Here is a 14,872-nt window from a genome sequence, read left to right on the forward strand (position 1 = left end):
CGCCCGTGAGACCATCGTCTACCAGAAGGCATGCCCCGAAAGGAATGACGATGACCACCAGTGCCGCGACCCTACCCGCAGACCGCCTTCCCTTAGTCAGCCTTCTTGCCCTTGCCATGGCAGGGTTCATCACCATCCTGACGGAAGCCCTTCCGGCGGGGGTGCTGTCGCTGATGAGCCGTGACTTCCAAACCTCCGAGGCGCTGATCGGGCAGACTGTCACCGTCTACGCGCTCGGCTCCCTGCTGGCGGCGATTCCGCTGACGACCGCAACGCAAGGGTGGAGGCGACGTCCCCTGCTGTTGCTCGCGGTCGGCGGGTTCGCCGTGGCCAACACCCTCACCGCGATCACGGACAGCTATGCGGTGCTTCTGGGCGCGAGGTTCATTGCAGGCATCTGTGCGGGTCTGGTCTGGGCGCTTCTGGCGGGCTACGCCTCCCGAATGGTGCCCCCGCACCTTCAGGGGCGGGCGATTGCCGTGGCGATGGTCGGAACCCCTCTGGCACTGGCCTTGGGCATTCCTGCGGGAACGCTCCTCGGCAAAGAACTCGGCTGGCGGATGACCTTCGGGTTGATGAGCGTGATGACCGTTTTCCTGATCTTGTGGATCGTGGCAAAGCTGCCGGACTTCCCAGGCTCCACAGCAGAGCAGAGGGCGTCATTGCGCAGGGTTTTCACCTTGCAGGGGGTGCGGCCCGTTCTGTTCATGACACTTGCCTTCGTCCTCGCGCACAACGTCTTCTACACCTACATCGCGCCATTCCTGCACGCGGGCGGCATGGGGACACGCATCGACGCAGTGCTCCTGACCTTTGGGGTCGCCTCCTTGCTCGGCATATGGGGCGTGGGAACACTGGTGGACCGGCACCTTCGGGCGCTGATCCTCGCCAGCTTCCTGATGTTCGCAATCTCGGCAATCGGCTTCGGGATTTGGCCCGATGCGCCAGCGGCTATCTATGCCAGCACCATCGTCTGGGGCCTGTCTTTCGGTGGGTCGGCCACGCTGTTCCAGACGGCATCGGCCAAAGCCGCGGGCGAAAGCGCAGACGTCGCCCAATCGATGATTGTCACCGTCTGGAACATCGGAATCGCGGGCGGCGGGATCGTCGGAGGGCTGGTGCTGGATCACTGGGGCGTGACGATCCTGCCCTGGACCTTGGTGTTCATGCTTGCCGCTGGCTTGGCGGTGGCATTGCGCAGGTAAAGTTTGCTGATCAAGGGAATAGAGGAGAAGGTCTGCAAAGGGCTCTGACTCCCGATGCAGCAGGACCTTGGCCGCTGATGCGGCTTCGGGATCGGCACGATCACAAAAAAAACGAAAACGCTCCTTCTCCAGCAACGCCGAACTTCTGGTAGAAGCCGATCGCCGCCGCGTTCCATCGCGGCGTCTGCCATTCGAGCCGAATGGCTCCGGCTTGTCGTGCGGCTTCGGCCACTGCCTGCAACAGGTGGCCTCCGAGACCGAGGCCGCGGCTGGACTCGGCCACAAACAGGCAATCGAGATTTCCCGTTCGTGCGCCCTGCCAGAGGGCGTAGTCGAAGGTCAGCGCTGCGTAACCGAGCAGGTTGTCCAGTTCCGCCACGAACAGGTGGACCGGCCGCTCGGACTGCCGCAGCAGATCGTCCAGAGCCGGGGCCGTCAGGCTCGCCGCGCTGCGCTCGAACGCGGCATGGGCGTGGATCAAGGGCAAAAGCTGCCCGCCATCGTCCAGCCGTGCCGCGCGGATCCTCATGCGCCCGTCGCCAAGTCGAACCCCTCGTCGATCCAGCCGGTGATGCCGCCGGCCATGATCTTCACTGGCAGGCCCAGTTCGGCCAGCCGAAGCGCCCCGCGCGCCGCGCCGTTGCAGTGCGGACCGGCGCAGTAGGTCACGAACAGCGTGCCCTCCGGCCACGCGCTCATCTTCGAGCGCGTGATCTTACCATGCGGCAGAAGGACCGCGCCGGGGATGTGACCGGCGGCGAACAGCGCGGGGCTGCGCACGTCGAGGAGCACGAAGTCCGCATCCTTCGACAGCGCGTCATGCACGTCCCAGCAGTCGGTCTCGAAGGTGAACTCCGTTGCGAAGTGCCGACGTGCGGCTTCGGCAGGTGCGGCGGGGATCTGCGTGACGGCGCTTGGCATCGGAATATCCTTCAGGGCTGATGGCAGGATATGGCGCTGCGCCTGGTTTCGTGCCAATTGGCAGGAATGACATCCTCCATCGATATCCTGCCAAACCGAACAACGGGGCCGCTGGTCGCGGCGCTCCTCTATGACGGGCTCTGCACGTTCGAGTTCGGCATCGTCTCGGAGGTGTTCGGGCTGGAGCGCCCCGAGATGGGGCCGGGATGGTATCGCTTCGCCAGCTGCGCCATCGAACCCGGCCCGCTGCGCGCGCAGGGCGGGTTCTCCATCACTCCGGATCAGGGGCCGGATCTTCTGGAAGAGGCCGACATCATCGTCGTTCCGGGGTGGAAGGGCGCATCCGTGGACGTGCCCGAGGCGCTGTCGAAGCGGTTGCGGGCCGTGCATGACCGTGGCGCGCGGCTGGTTTCCATCTGTTCGGGCGCGTTCGTTCTGGCCGCGACGGGGCTTCTGGACGGGGCGGTGGCGGCGACGCATTGGCGTTCTGCGGATGCCCTGCGTGCGCGGTTTCCGAGGGTCGAGGTGGATGCCGCTTCGCTCTACCGCTGCCACGGCCGGGTCTCCACTTCTGCCGGAAGCGCGGCCGGGATCGACCTGCTGATCGAGATCGTGAAGCGCGATTTCGGTCCCGAGGCCGCCAACTCGGTCGCGCGGCGTCTGGTCGTGCCGGCCCACCGGACGGGCGGGCAGGCGCAGTTCCTTGAACGCCCGGTGCCGGCCCATCGCGGAGGGCAGATCGCGCCGCTTCTTGACCGGATGCGCGAGACTCTGGATCAGGACTGGCCGGTGGAGCGCATGGCCCGAAATTGCGGGATGAGCCTGCGCACTTTCCTTCGGCGCTTCCACGACGCGACCGGCAGCACGCCGGGAGACTGGCTGATCGCCGAGCGGGTCGAGGCGGCGAAGACCCTGCTGTGCGGCGGCCCGCTCGGCATCGAGGCGGTCGCCGAGGCGGTGGGCTTCGGATCGGCCCACGCCCTGCGCCACCACTTCCGCACCCGCACCGGGCTCGCGCCCTCGGCCTACCGGCAGCGGTTCCTGCCGGTGGCAGAGGTCCACAAGGCATGACCGCCTGAGGCATCAGCCCCGTGGAGATGACACGGGACCGGCTCGGAAAGAGCAGGACGGCCATTGGGCAAACTCGGGTTTCTCATTATGAACCCGGAGACGACACTGACGAGGAAACGTTCATGGAAATCCGCATAGCCGCCGCGGCCATCGTTCGGGAGGATGGAGCCACCCTGCTTGTCCGAAAGCGGAAAACCTTTGCCTTCATGCAGCCCGGTGGGAAGATCGATAGCAACGAAGCTTCCCTGGATGCCCTTCGCCGCGAACTTTCCGAGGAGCTCGCGCTGGATGTGCGGCCGGAGGACACGGAATATCTCGGTCGCTTTTCAGCGCCCGCTGCCAACGAGCCCGGCTGCACCGTCACGGCCGAGATGTTCCGCGTGCAGTTGAATAATGACGTCGAAGCACAAGCGGAGATCGAAGAGGCTCGTTGGGTGCTCCCCGGCGCGGAAAGCCAACTTAATCTCGCTCCTCTGACACGGGACGTGGTTCTACCTGCAATCTGGGGCTGATCTCGAACGTCTGCAAAGGGCTCTTCATGTCGAGGATGGGACAATTCGGATACTTAACGAGTGAACACCGGCATCGGAAATTTCGCTCGACATCATGCCAACCGCTTCGCCCCAGCTACACAGGCGACAATCAATAGCGTCACACCGATCATCGACCAAGCCACGGGTTCGTCCAGCACCACACCAGCCAGCAACAGCCCGAAGAACGGTTGCAGGAGCTGCAACTGGCCGACCCCCGCGATGCCACCGAGGGCAAGCCCTCGATACCAGAACACGAACCCGATCCACATGCTGAAGACGGAGACGTAGACCAAACCCAGCCAGACCGGCATCGTCACGCGGGTCCAGTTGGACGGCCACGTTGCCACTGCGAGAACGGCCATGACAGGTGCAGCCAAGACCAACGCCCACGAGATGACCTGCCAGCCACCGAGGCGACGAGAGAGGACGGCACCCTCTGCATAGCCCAGACCACAGATGAGGATCGCGGCCAGCATCAGCAGATCGCCGGTCAGGGTGCCATCCGCACTCTGCGACCAGGCATAGAGCGCGACAAGCAGGCTCCCCCCGCAGGAGAAGATCCAGAACGCTGGCCGTGGCCGCTCCCCGCCCCGGATCACGCCGCAGACGGCGGTCGCCAGCGGCAGAAGGCCGATGAACACGATGGAGCGGGCCGAGGTGATGTGCTGCAAGGCAAGAGCGGTCAGCAACGGAAAGCCGACAACGACACCGGCCGCCACGATCGCAAGCGGACCAATATCGGGCCTTGAAGGTCGGGCCTGACGCCAGAGCATCAGCGCCGCCACCGCCAGAACTGCCGCGATGACGGCGCGGGCCGAGGTAAGGAACATGGGAGAAAGACCGGATACCGCCACTCGTGTGGCCGGTAAGGATGCACTGAATATGATGACGCCGATGAGGCCACTGCCCCATCCCTTGCTTGCGAGTCCCATGACTGCCCTCGTTGTTTTTCTCTCCCCTTACGAGAAGGTCGCTGGTGGAGACAGGCACGGGAGGCATACAAAAGTGCCGAACTGTATTCCCAACCCGACCCATACGGCTGCCCTATGACGAACCGGACGACACAGGTGATGGACGCGATCCGCCGCATGATCGCGGAACAGACGCTTCTTGCGGGGGAGCGGGTGCCGTCGATCCGCAGCCTTGCAGCTAGGATGAGCGTCTCGCCTTCGACTGTCGTGGAAGCCTATGACCGGCTGGTGGCGGATGGGGTGATCCGGTCGCGGCCCGGCTCCGGCTTCTATGTCGCAGATCGCGCAGCTTTCACGAGTCTGCAGCCCCCCGCCACTGATCTGGACCGGTCGGTCGATCCGCTCTGGGTGTCGCGACAATCTCTGGATGCGGCACCCGGCGTGCTGAAGCCGGGATGCGGATGGATGCCGCCCGACTGGATGCCGCAGGCGGCAATCCGGCGGGCGCTGCGCCAGATCAGCCGCAGCGATGATGCCCTGCTGGCGGATTACGGCAGCTCGCGCGGAGAACAAGATCTCCGGCACCTTCTGGCGCGACAATGCGCGGAGGAAGGTTTGCCGGTCGATCCCGATATGGTGCTGCTGACCGGCTCGGGGTCGCAGACCCTCGACCTGATCTGCCGCCTCCTGCTGCGTCCGGGGGATGCGGTTCTGGTCGACGATCCCTGCTACTTCAACTTCCAGGCGCTGCTGCGCGTCCTCGGGGTCCGGATCGTCTCGGTGCCCTTCACCCGGGACGGCCCCGATCTGGGAGCGTTTGCCGAGGCCCTGGAGGTCCATCGTCCGCGCCTCTACCTCACGAACTCCGCATTGCACAATCCGACCGGGGCCACGCTGTCGGCACAGACCGCGCACCGTTTGCTGTTGCTGGCGGCCGAACGGGATCTGACCATCGTGGAGGACGACACGTTCGCCCCTTTGGAGCCAGACCTGTCGCCTCGCCTGGCGATCCTCGATGGCTTGCAGCGCGTCATCCGGATCGGCAGCTTCTCCAAGACTCTATCGGCTGCGGCACGCTGTGGCTACGTCATCGCACGACCGGAACTTGTCGAGGCGCTGACGGACTTGCAGGTCGCCACCAACTTTGGCGGGCCAAGTCCCGTCGCCGCCGAAATCGTCCGGATCACGCTGGCGGACGGAAGCTACCGCAAGCACATCGCCGCCACCCGAACCCGGCTCGCACGGGCGCGGCGGGAGGCTGGCCAGAGGCTGGAACGGCTCGGGATTGTGCCATGGCTGATGCCCCGCGGCGGCTTCTACCTGTGGTGTCAGTTGCCGGAGGGGAAGGACGCGCAGTCCCTTGCGAGGACTGCACTTGAAAGAGGGACAATCCTTGCCCCAGGAAACGTCTTCAGCGCCGCAGGGACGGCAGGAGACTTCATACGTCTGAATGTCAGCCAGATGGTGCCCGCTGTCTATGAGGACTTGGCAGAGGCACTACGAACGTCTGCATAAAGCTCTTCATGTAGAGGATGGGACAAAACTGCCATACCGCTTGTTGAGGTCAAGACCAGACATTGGCTTTCACGATCGGGACGTAAGCACGCGTAGACCCGCAATGCCGAAGAAGGCTGCAAGTCCTATTTCAATCCATTTGGATGCCTTCCGGTAGCCTCGAACCATCGTAGGCGTCGAGAAAACCAAAGCGTAGCCGCCGAACACAGCAATGCCGAGCAAGGCACACCCCGCGATCACCGCCTGTAGCGTCCAGGTCGGCATACCCGGCCGAAGGCCGAGTGACATGATCGCTACCCAAGCTAGGACCGCTTTGGGGTTGGCGATGTGAAGAAGGAGCCCACGCCGAAACAGAACGCGATAGCTTAATGTGACGGGTGCTGCCACCAGGTCGGCGGGATGAGCTGCAAGTGCTGAGCGTGCCGAGCGATAGGCGAGGTAGAGCAGGTAGAGACCGCCTACAATCTTGATTGCAAACAGGGCGTGCGCCCATGCGGCGAGCACCACCGAAAGGCCGGTTGCCGCCAGCACAGCCCAAGCCATGCTGCCCGCAACGACACCCGCTGCGACCGCCAAAGCGGGTTGGCGACCTTGGCTCATAGCAACGCCCATAATTGCCATATTGCTAGGTCCGGGGCTTGCCGTCGCTATAAGGTAGGCGCCGTAGACGACCAGAAGTTGGTTTAGGACTTCGGACATGAGGCTTACTTTCGGAAATGTGGTAGTAAACGCGCTTGCCGAGACCTTAACCCATGACCTCGGCAAGATGAACCATGATGCTCTCAGTCTCTACTAAAACCACCGCACAGCCGGGCAATCCGAAGCTAACGGAACGGTTGTTGCTTTTCCAACAGCTTTCCGGCTCACGTTGACACAACGCTATAAGGAAAAGAGCCATGCCTGACCTTGCCAGCCTGCTAGCCTTCGCTGCCATCTCTTTGGGCATGGTTCTGACACCCGGCCCGAACATGGTCTATCTGATTTCCCGTTCAATCTGCCAAGGCCGCGCGGCGGGGCTTGTGTCGTTGGGCGGTGTCGCACTTGGCTTCGTGTTCTACATGCTTTGTGCGGCTTTTGGGGTAACCGCCTTTGTTATGGCAGTTCCCCTTGCCTACGATACACTGCGCTTAGCCGGGGCGCTCTACTTGCTCTACCTCGCCTGGCAAGCGGTAAAGCCCGGCGGACGTTCACCCTTTCAAATCCAAGACCTTCCAAAAGATGGGCCGCGCAAGCTGTTCTTGATGGGGCTGCTGACAAACCTGCTGAATCCCAAGATTGCTGTCATGTATCTGTCGCTGCTGCCGCAGTTCATCACCCCTGAGCATGGCAACATCCTCAACCAGTCCGTCATGCTGGGCTTAACTCAGATTGTTGTCAGCGTTAGCGTCAATGCCGCGATCGTAGTTGCTTCAGGCGGCATTGCGCTTTTTCTGGCGCAGCGGCCCTTCTGGGGTGTCTTGCAGCGCTGGCTAATGGGAACGGTGCTGGCAGCACTGGCCGTGCGGATGATGACAGAAGCGCGCCGGTGATTTTAAGCACCCTCGAATGGCTGCAATGGGCTCTGAGTGCGAGGCGGGACGTTTGGTGACTTCATTCCATTTGTAGCGACCCGCCGCGGCGCCATCGTCGTCACGTGGCCAGACTGACAAAGCACCAGCCTGCGATGACCCACAGGATCTGCCTCATGCAACCACACATCCAGCCCCCTCCTGCAGGCCGCGTCGGCGTCATATCCGATACCCACGGTTTGCTCCGCCCCGAGGCGCTGGAGGCCCTCGGAGGCGTCAGACATATCCTGCACGCGGGCGACATCGGCGATCTCGACCATCTTGACGCGCTGGCGCGCATTGCCCCGGTGACGGGGATCCGCGGCAACATCGACCGCGGCCACTGGGCGGAAGTCCTGCCAGACACAGTGAGCCTCACGGTCGGAAGCCTGCGGATTCACATGATCCATGACCGCAAGGCTTTGCAGGCGGATGCGCAAGCGGAGGGGTGGGACGTCGTGATCTCCGGCCACTCCCACAGGCCGAGCATCGAGGAAACCGACAGCATCCTCTGGCTGAACCCCGGCGCAGCCGGCCCCCGCCGCTTCCGCCTGCCCATCACTCTGGCTTTCCTTTGGGAAGAGGCTGGCCGCCCCCGCGCCATGATCCACCCCTTGCCTGTCTGACCTGCTTCCGCCCGGGCATGGCCACCTGAACCGGCCGAGACCTGACGGAGGTCGCCCCTCGTCGAAGGGCTCTCGAGCTTCCGTCCCGGCGCCGCTTGAACCGTTCGGCGGTCTCCGCTGTCGGCCGTTCATGGCACGCCGCAAGACATCCTCTCGCATTCCCGGCCCGAAGATCTGGTGCTCGCTGCGGCCTTGGTCCTCGCCGGGTGGATCTTTGGCCGTGAGGGTCCACAGATGCGCGAGACGTTCTTCGACATGGCGGAGCGGCTTCTCGAAGGGCAGTCGTCCCCGCGCGACACGGTGGTCGGCGGGGCGCGCATCATCGACGGCGACACGCTGAATCTTGATGGCACGCGCATCCGCCTTTACGGCATTGACGCGCCGGAAAGCGCGCAGAGCTGCAAGCACGCTGCGCGGACTTGGGCCTGCGGAGCCGAGGCGACGCGGGCGCTGGCGGAGATGATCGGGGACCGGCCCCTGACCTGCGAGGCGCGCGACACCGACCGCTACGGCCGCACCGTGGCCACCTGTGAGGCGGGGGGTGTCAGCGTCAACACATGGATGGTCCGCAACGGCTGGGCCGTCGCCTATCGCCAATACGGCGGCGAGATCTACGGTGCCAACGAGGACGCCGCGAGGCGCGACGGGCTCGGGCTGTGGAGCAGCACGTTCGAGATGCCGTGGGACTGGCGCAAGGCGCATTGAGCGGCGGAATTACAGGCTCGGGATCCCGTCCGCGTCCACGATCTTCCAGAAGGCGTGCCTGCCGGCGTAGGTGCGTCTCAGCTGGGTGACGAAGCTCTGGTGATCCGGCACGCCCCCATGATCTGCGATCCTGCCGTCGGCGGCCGCGCAAGCCTGCAGCTGCAGGGCGGCTTCGCGATGGCGCGCGGCACGCCCATTCAGGGCGGACAGGATCAGCGCCCTTCTCAGGAGAGTTGCCGCGACAGGGAACCGGGCATCCAGGGCATCCGCCGCGTGGGCCAGATCCGGTTCGTCGCCCTCCAGCTCCGCCGCCCGCGCCAGAACCAGTCGTGCCGCCACGGGAAGATCGGGCCAGTCGATGAAGAAGCGCAGCGCGGCGTGAAGGTCGCGATGCTGCTGCGCGATTCTCCGCGCCGCGTCCTCCGCCTCGATGTCGTCGAAATCGGGAAGAAGCCGGAGGAAGCGGCGCAGCCGATCCGCATCGGGACGGCGGATGAAGCTGTCCCACAGCGCCGCTTTCAGCTCCTCCTTGCGACCCAAGGCCTCGAGGGCGGTGATGCTGAGGTCTTCGAGATCGGCACGCGTCGCGAGGGCCAGCGCTTCCTCGGCCCGTCCCGCCGCCAGCAGCCGGGTCGCGATATCGGCCGCGACGCTTCCCTCTGCCAGTTGGGCCGCGCTGAAGCGGGCGATGTAGGCGTCGAGATCCCCCTGCGCGTCAGCGATGTCGCGCAGGAGGGTCTCGAGCCATTGCGGCTGGACAGCCTGCGCCCGCCGCGCCTGCCGAGAGGCGGGCACATGGGCGGCTTCGGAGGATGTAGCCGTTGCAGCGGTCACATGTCGCTTCAGGTGCTCCAGTCCCACCGGGCCGAGGGCGCCTGCCAACGCCGCCACTCCACCCGCGAAGATGCCTTGGTCGTCATGCGCCAGCGCGTCGAACAGCATGTCGGCCAGTCCCTCGTGCGGAAGCCCTGCGCGAAGGCGCGAGACGGCAGCCATGGCGTCCCGGAACGCCTCCCTCAGGATGTCGCCGTCCCTGGTGCGGTCCAGCACGCCGGCGCCGAGGTGCAGAAGCTCCCACAAGAGCTCGAACGCGAGGACAGGCGCAGCGGGAGCCACACGCGTCTCGATCAGGGCGATCAGGCTGCGGATCTCCTTCGCGAAGGTGCGGTGGGTCTTGCGCGACAGGTAACCCCTGGCCTGCCGGATCGAGGCGTAGCGCTTGCGGATGTCGCGGGTGACGTCTTCGCTGCCCTGATGGGCGCTCAGCTCCAGCCGCAGGCGGCGCTGAAGGTCGGCGCGGCCTTTGGTGACGTCGATCAGCAGCTCCGCCAGCCGGTCGGGACCGAGCGCCAGCAGGTTCTTCGCGTTGAGCGCCTTGGCCGCCATCACCGCAACCGCGCGATGCGCAGGACCGAGGCGAGGCAGCGCCAGATCAGCGCGATCACGATCATCCGGAAAAGGAATCCGAGGATGGTCGTGATCTTCATGCCGAACAGCGTGCACAGCATCAAGATCGCGAGCAGCCCGACCGCGATCTGCTCGACGAGCGAATGACGCTCCGCAAACTCGGAGCCGAAGATCAGGAACCCGGCCGAGGCTCCCACCAGACCTGCGATCATCAAGACCCGCGACATCGTCTTTCCCTCCGTGGCCGCAACGCGGCAGCGTCAGGAGCTATAGGCCCAGCCACAGCGAAAAGCGAGAACGCGCGTGCGGCGCCGGCGATGTGACGAAGCCGAGAGGAGGCGGCCAGGTGCCGCCGTTCTCCGGCTCCTTTGGCGGTGAGATTGGGACGGAGCTGACATTCGCGAGGACTGCAAGAACTCGCCAGAGGACAATGATCCAGCACTCAGCCTGCAAACTGACCCCTACCAGGATCTAGAAGCTGTCTTGACGACCGTCGATGTAGACAAATGCCTTGCGATGATATCGAATGTTCTCTGGTCTCCAAGATGGATTTTGCAAGCCCATGTCTTCCAACCTAATTGTGCTCAAGGACGGCATCAATATCGGCCAGAACGGTGCGGAGCACGACGACGAGTATCTTTTTAGGTGTTTCGTCGATCATCCAGCCTACAGCCAGATGGTCGATTTGAACTCACCGAGCACGTTTCTACTCGGCAGCACCGGCGCAGGGAAGACAGCGATATTACGCATGGTGAACAAGCTCGAAGATCATTGTTCAGACCTCGCTGTTCATGACATGGCGATGAACCATATAGCGAGCAGCGACACAATTCTATTTTTGAAAAGCCTTGATGTTGATCTAACACTTTTCTTTCAGGCTTTATGGCGGCAGGTCTTCCTGATTGAATACATCAAGGTCGCGATCAACGCCGCCGATAAGGAGCAGTTCGACTTCAAGATAGCAAGGATTTTAAACAGCATTGCCAGGGGCCGCCAACGCGATAAGTTAGAAAAGTTTGTTGATGATCATGCTCGCAGTTTCTGGAATACGATTGACGAGAATGTAGTCGAGCTCTCGGAAAGTCTAGCGAGAGAATTCAATGCAAACTTTGGCGGAGAGCTGAAGAAATTCACTGGGAAGGCTGGATACGTTCATAGCTTAGGGTCTCAACAGAAGGTCCAGCTTCAGCAACGCGCCAGGCAATTTATCAGTTCGTCGTCACTTTCTGAGATCCCCTCGGTAGTTTCTGCTTTGTCAGACTACACTAGGGGGAGGCAAGATAAGTTCTTCATTACAGTTGATGGGCTTGACGAACATTGGGTTGACGATGATATAAAATTCCAACTTCTGCAAGCTATGTTTGAGGCACTCAAGGGCCTAAAGAAGCTCCGAAACTTTCAGGTTATTGTTGCTCTCCGGAACGATCTATACATCAAGATGGTTCGCGAGACACCCTCCTCTCAGAGGCAGATCGAAAAGTATGATGATCTCATTATACGCATAAGGTGGTCCAAAGCGCAGCTTCGCGAACTTGCCGAGAAACGCATAAGAGAGATGTTTAAGCGGAAGTATTCGTCGGAGCAAGTCTCATTCGATGACATCTTCAAGCAAAACCCAGACGGAAAAACGACGCCTTGGGACTACATCATTGAAAGGACCCTTCGTCGACCGCGGGATGTAATAAATTTTATCAATCACGCGCTACAAGCTTCCGAAGGTAAGTCAGCAGTAAGCAAGAATAACTTCCTACAAGGCGAGGCAAGTTATTCAAACTTGCGACTTGAAACTCTTGTCCACGAATGGTCTGGAACATTTCCAGCGATTAGCTCTATTTTGGAGTTGTTACGTGACAAAGTGGCATACAGGCAGGCTTCGGAATTCATGCATAGTAGATTTATCGAGGAAATGTATGATCTCCTGGGGAAGGACAGTTCCTGCTATTCAGATAGTATGTGGACAGACCTATCCAAATTTGTTAACGACGATATCCATCTAGAATCCGTCTCTTTAGCACAGCAAGTGCTCTACCGTTTGCATCTGATAGGTGCCGTTGGGCTAAAATTGCGGGAAGACCGCCCTTGGGATTGGATCTACGAAACAGCTAGGCCGGTTGCGGAACAGCAGATAGATTCATCAACTAAATTCCGTGTCCACCCTATGCTGTATGCGTCTTTGAGCATCAGGAAGTAGTCCCTGACATGATGGCCTCGATTTTCTACAGATTTTTACCTGCCTCTGGAGGTAATCTACTCAATATTGATCGAAGTTCTGGTTGTAGAGCAAAGCATGAAGATGGCAACGCAGTTAATCCGGGAGAGACAAGTCGATGACTAATGCATCAACTTGAGTATGCCCGGCCATTCTGAGAAAGCTGTCTGTCTTCGGTGCGGTCACAGCAACACACCGAATTTTTTATTGCCGCCAACACGCTGTGCCGCTCAACTAGGCTTCGATTTGGCATTTCTGGTGAGACTGGATCACGATTTCTGTATTCCGTTTGCACGTAGGATCATCGCCACGACGTCGTCCACTCGGTCGCGAAGATCCAGAACATCGAGATCAGCTTCTTCCGAGCAGATAATCGTAGCGACCCCCACTTTATCCCCGTCCTTATAGGTTACCCTTTTTCCTGGCTTCTTCGGATCTTCCCTAAAAAAGTAGAATGCATGGTCAAAGGGGCCTGTATTTCCTTTAGCGCAATAGAGCTTGGGATGCAGCACTTTAAGTGCATCCTGTATTCTGCTACCTCTGATATAGTTTTCCATTTCGCGACCTGCAGTGATCCAAACGACACCTCCGCCAGAGCGCATCTCGCGTTGCAGTCTCTCTGCATGAGGCTTCAAGCTGGACAATTCGGACTCGCGATCGCTATCAATCACAAAAGCCATGTTTCTGTTAAGGTTGCGCAGCCTTATGAAGCCATCGAGAGCGTGATCCGACGCTGTCAGATGACTTATAAGTGCTCCGCCGTAGAACATTATCGTATAATGGATGCCCTCTGCGAGCCGGTCGTCAACTGCCTTAATCCAGTGGTTGAGATAAATGCGGTCGGACGGACCTTCAACCCAAACGACCGAATTTGACTGTAAGATATCGGATGCTTGAGCACCGATATCATCAAGGATCCTTCGCTGACTCTCGCGGGTAAGGGCCGGTCTAATCCGCGTTTGCTCTCCATCATTCGAAACGTGAAAAACATGAGATGACGCAGTATCGATAAATGATGACGAATGAGTCGCAATGAAATACTGGCTCGAGGTGTTATCCATCAGGTAGTTTATGAGCTTCCGCTGGAGGAGGGGATGCAAATGAATCTCCGGCTCCTCGATGCACATTATGCTTCCATCATGGATAGTGCAAAAAGCTGCTATCAGCACCACTTCGTGAATACCTGTCCCCAGCGATGAGAGCGGTAGGACTTTATTGTCCATGTGAACGAGTAAATGCTCGCGCCCGTTAGGGACCTCGAGAGTAGCCTCAGGCTTCCCAATAACCTGTTGTAGGAATCTGTTTATCCGAAAGAACTTTTCTTTATCTGTTTGCTTATCCCAAGCAGGATTTTGCAGAGACGCCAAGTGATCTATCAGCCCTTTTCCTGAAAGATCGTCAAAAGTCTCCTCCTTCCCCCCTAGGATTCTCTTCGCGGGGATTAAATGGATATCCGGCAGCGAAACCTTCACTTTCGCTGCTAAAATTCGCAAGGTGTCTGGGATCCAGTGTTGCTGCATTCCACCGCCGGACTGATTTGTTACAGCATGCCATATCGTCGACCAATGAGGTGTCCAGTCCGCGGCTTCTGCGATGTCCACCGTTGGGAAAATCCTCGCATCTTGGTTATCTCCAGATGATGCCCACACGTGACCTTCTCTAGCCATACCTTCAAGTATCTTGCGAAGTTCGCTCTCACAGGTTTCACCAGTCCTACGACCGAACCTGTCCTGCAGATACCTATCTTTGAGTGGATATTCATCCAGAAGGTCGTGTAGCAAGGAATCTACGTCACGCCCTACCGCCAGCGCAAATTGACCAGTGGATTTACCCCTATAAGAGTCAGGGCCGTCGAACGCTATGACCGGCTGTCCGCGTTTTGGTTTCTGAAGCCGAGATGCGAGTATGTTGAGTAGTATCGACTTACCTGCATTATTTGCTCCTATGAAGAAATTCATTTTTGAGAATGGAGCAATAAATTGGATTTCGCTGCCTATGCCCCTATAGAATTGGGCAGCTACGCCATTCAAAAAGTAAGTCATAATAATGTCTTCGTATCGAGTTGGTAGAGCGGGAGCACAATTGCACCGTCCAAGCAATTAGTCATAATTTACGGGGTCACGAGGCGCGGCTGCCATAAGTAAGTGTATAATAAGCAAAGCGACGACCTCAGGGTTCGAGCTCGGGCAATCTAGTTTATAGGATAACTGATCGTGGCGCGC

At 60.2% G+C, this 14,872-nt stretch carries 15 protein-coding genes; 8 read left to right on the forward strand and 7 right to left on the reverse strand.

All coding sequences use genetic code 11. From position 1 onward, the window contains the following. Positions 1-50: 50 nt before the first annotated feature. Positions 51-1,205, forward strand: a complete 1,155-nt coding sequence (locus tag JX25_RS03600) for an MFS transporter (RefSeq protein ID WP_128253726.1) — start codon at positions 51-53, stop codon at positions 1,203-1,205. A 100-nt stretch (positions 1,206-1,305) separates the two neighbouring features. Here JX25_RS03600 and JX25_RS03605 read toward each other — a convergent pair whose 3' ends face one another. Next, complete coding sequence (locus JX25_RS03605; protein ID WP_128253727.1) at positions 1,306-1,734, reverse strand: GNAT family N-acetyltransferase; 429 nt, start codon at positions 1,732-1,734, stop codon at positions 1,306-1,308. After that, positions 1,731-2,126 carry a rhodanese-like domain-containing protein gene (locus tag JX25_RS03610; protein ID WP_128253728.1) on the reverse strand — a complete coding sequence of 132 codons (396 nt, stop codon included), beginning with the start codon at positions 2,124-2,126 and terminating at the stop codon, positions 1,731-1,733. Before JX25_RS03610 ends, JX25_RS03605 begins: the two co-directional genes overlap by 4 nt. Before the next feature lie 30 nt (positions 2,127-2,156). Between JX25_RS03610 and ftrA the strand changes: the two genes are divergently transcribed. Further along, a complete protein-coding gene (gene ftrA / locus JX25_RS03615) occupies positions 2,157-3,197 on the forward strand; it encodes a transcriptional regulator FtrA (RefSeq protein WP_241557841.1) in 1,041 nt (346 codons plus the stop codon). 122 nt (positions 3,198-3,319) lie between these two features. Then, positions 3,320-3,709, forward strand: coding sequence for an NUDIX hydrolase (locus tag JX25_RS03620; protein ID WP_128253729.1), 390 nt, complete (start codon positions 3,320-3,322; stop codon positions 3,707-3,709). Positions 3,710-3,801: 92 nt separating this feature from the next. On the opposite strand, the gene JX25_RS03625 is transcribed toward JX25_RS03620, so the two are convergent. Beyond that, positions 3,802-4,662: a DMT family transporter gene (locus JX25_RS03625; protein ID WP_128253730.1), complete on the reverse strand. Its 861-nt coding sequence runs from the start codon at positions 4,660-4,662 to the stop codon at positions 3,802-3,804. 114 nt (positions 4,663-4,776) lie between these two features. Here JX25_RS03625 and JX25_RS03630 point away from each other — a divergent pair, with 114 nt between their 5' ends. Next, the gene (locus JX25_RS03630; protein WP_128253731.1) at positions 4,777-6,156 is read left to right on the forward strand and encodes an aminotransferase-like domain-containing protein; all 1,380 of its coding nucleotides are present in this window, start codon (positions 4,777-4,779) and stop codon (positions 6,154-6,156) included. Positions 6,157-6,225: 69 nt separating this feature from the next. On the opposite strand, the gene JX25_RS03635 is transcribed toward JX25_RS03630, so the two are convergent. Then, entirely contained in the window at positions 6,226-6,855 is a 630-nt protein-coding gene (locus JX25_RS03635; protein ID WP_128253732.1) for a LysE family translocator, read from the reverse strand. Positions 6,856-7,052: 197 nt separating this feature from the next. Here JX25_RS03635 and JX25_RS03640 point away from each other — a divergent pair, with 197 nt between their 5' ends. The 3 genes from JX25_RS03640 to JX25_RS03650 all read left to right on the forward strand — a co-directional run bounded on the left by JX25_RS03640 (position 7,053) and on the right by JX25_RS03650 (position 9,034). Then, a complete protein-coding gene (locus JX25_RS03640; RefSeq protein WP_128253733.1) occupies positions 7,053-7,685 on the forward strand; it encodes a LysE family translocator in 633 nt (210 codons plus the stop codon). A gap of 155 nt (positions 7,686-7,840) precedes the next feature. Beyond that, positions 7,841-8,329 carry a metallophosphoesterase family protein gene (locus JX25_RS03645; protein WP_128253734.1) on the forward strand — a complete coding sequence of 163 codons (489 nt, stop codon included), beginning with the start codon at positions 7,841-7,843 and terminating at the stop codon, positions 8,327-8,329. A 234-nt stretch (positions 8,330-8,563) separates the two neighbouring features. Then, positions 8,564-9,034 (forward strand): thermonuclease family protein, encoded by a 471-nt coding sequence (locus tag JX25_RS03650; protein ID WP_128253735.1) that lies wholly within the window; start codon positions 8,564-8,566, stop codon positions 9,032-9,034. Positions 9,035-9,043: 9 nt separating this feature from the next. Here JX25_RS03650 and JX25_RS03655 read toward each other — a convergent pair whose 3' ends face one another. Both JX25_RS03655 and JX25_RS03660 read right to left on the reverse strand, forming a co-directional pair. Further along, entirely contained in the window at positions 9,044-10,420 is a 1,377-nt protein-coding gene (locus JX25_RS03655) for a DUF6880 family protein (RefSeq protein ID WP_128253736.1), read from the reverse strand. Beyond that, the gene (locus JX25_RS03660; protein ID WP_128253737.1) at positions 10,420-10,668 is read right to left on the reverse strand and encodes a hypothetical protein; all 249 of its coding nucleotides are present in this window, start codon (positions 10,666-10,668) and stop codon (positions 10,420-10,422) included. The genes JX25_RS03655 and JX25_RS03660 overlap by 1 nt, the downstream gene beginning before the upstream one ends. A 335-nt stretch (positions 10,669-11,003) precedes the next feature. Here JX25_RS03660 and JX25_RS03665 point away from each other — a divergent pair, with 335 nt between their 5' ends. Continuing rightward, entirely contained in the window at positions 11,004-12,632 is a 1,629-nt protein-coding gene (locus tag JX25_RS03665; protein WP_128253738.1) for a P-loop ATPase, Sll1717 family, read from the forward strand. Between the two features lie 287 nt (positions 12,633-12,919). On the opposite strand, the gene JX25_RS03670 is transcribed toward JX25_RS03665, so the two are convergent. Next, entirely contained in the window at positions 12,920-14,692 is a 1,773-nt protein-coding gene (locus JX25_RS03670; RefSeq protein WP_128253739.1) for an AAA family ATPase, read from the reverse strand. Between the last annotated feature and the right edge of the window lie 180 nt (positions 14,693-14,872).

Origin of the sequence: Falsirhodobacter deserti (assembly GCF_004015795.1) — a bacterium.
GTDB lineage: Bacteria > Pseudomonadota > Alphaproteobacteria > Rhodobacterales > Rhodobacteraceae > Falsirhodobacter > Falsirhodobacter deserti.

Coding starts and splice junctions, on each gene's coding strand:
- JX25_RS03620 (WP_128253729.1), top strand. CDS start 3,320: ATGGAAATCCGCATAGCCGCCGCGGCCATCGTTCGGGAGGATGGAGCC.
- JX25_RS03650 (WP_128253735.1), top strand. CDS start 8,564: ATGCGCGAGACGTTCTTCGACATGGCGGAGCGGCTTCTCGAAGGGCAG.
- JX25_RS03640 (WP_128253733.1), top strand. CDS start 7,053: ATGCCTGACCTTGCCAGCCTGCTAGCCTTCGCTGCCATCTCTTTGGGC.
- JX25_RS03655 (WP_128253736.1), bottom strand. CDS start 10,420: ATGGCGGCCAAGGCGCTCAACGCGAAGAACCTGCTGGCGCTCGGTCCC.
- JX25_RS03625 (WP_128253730.1), bottom strand. CDS start 4,662: ATGGGACTCGCAAGCAAGGGATGGGGCAGTGGCCTCATCGGCGTCATC.
- JX25_RS03660 (WP_128253737.1), bottom strand. CDS start 10,668: ATGTCGCGGGTCTTGATGATCGCAGGTCTGGTGGGAGCCTCGGCCGGG.
- JX25_RS03670 (WP_128253739.1), bottom strand. CDS start 14,692: ATGACTTACTTTTTGAATGGCGTAGCTGCCCAATTCTATAGGGGCATA.
- JX25_RS03600 (WP_128253726.1), top strand. CDS start 51: ATGACCACCAGTGCCGCGACCCTACCCGCAGACCGCCTTCCCTTAGTC.
- JX25_RS03610 (WP_128253728.1), bottom strand. CDS start 2,126: ATGCCAAGCGCCGTCACGCAGATCCCCGCCGCACCTGCCGAAGCCGCA.
- JX25_RS03645 (WP_128253734.1), top strand. CDS start 7,841: ATGCAACCACACATCCAGCCCCCTCCTGCAGGCCGCGTCGGCGTCATA.
- JX25_RS03665 (WP_128253738.1), top strand. CDS start 11,004: ATGTCTTCCAACCTAATTGTGCTCAAGGACGGCATCAATATCGGCCAG.
- JX25_RS03605 (WP_128253727.1), bottom strand. CDS start 1,734: ATGAGGATCCGCGCGGCACGGCTGGACGATGGCGGGCAGCTTTTGCCC.
- JX25_RS03635 (WP_128253732.1), bottom strand. CDS start 6,855: ATGTCCGAAGTCCTAAACCAACTTCTGGTCGTCTACGGCGCCTACCTT.
- ftrA (WP_241557841.1), top strand. CDS start 2,157: ATGGCGCTGCGCCTGGTTTCGTGCCAATTGGCAGGAATGACATCCTCC.
- JX25_RS03630 (WP_128253731.1), top strand. CDS start 4,777: ATGACGAACCGGACGACACAGGTGATGGACGCGATCCGCCGCATGATC.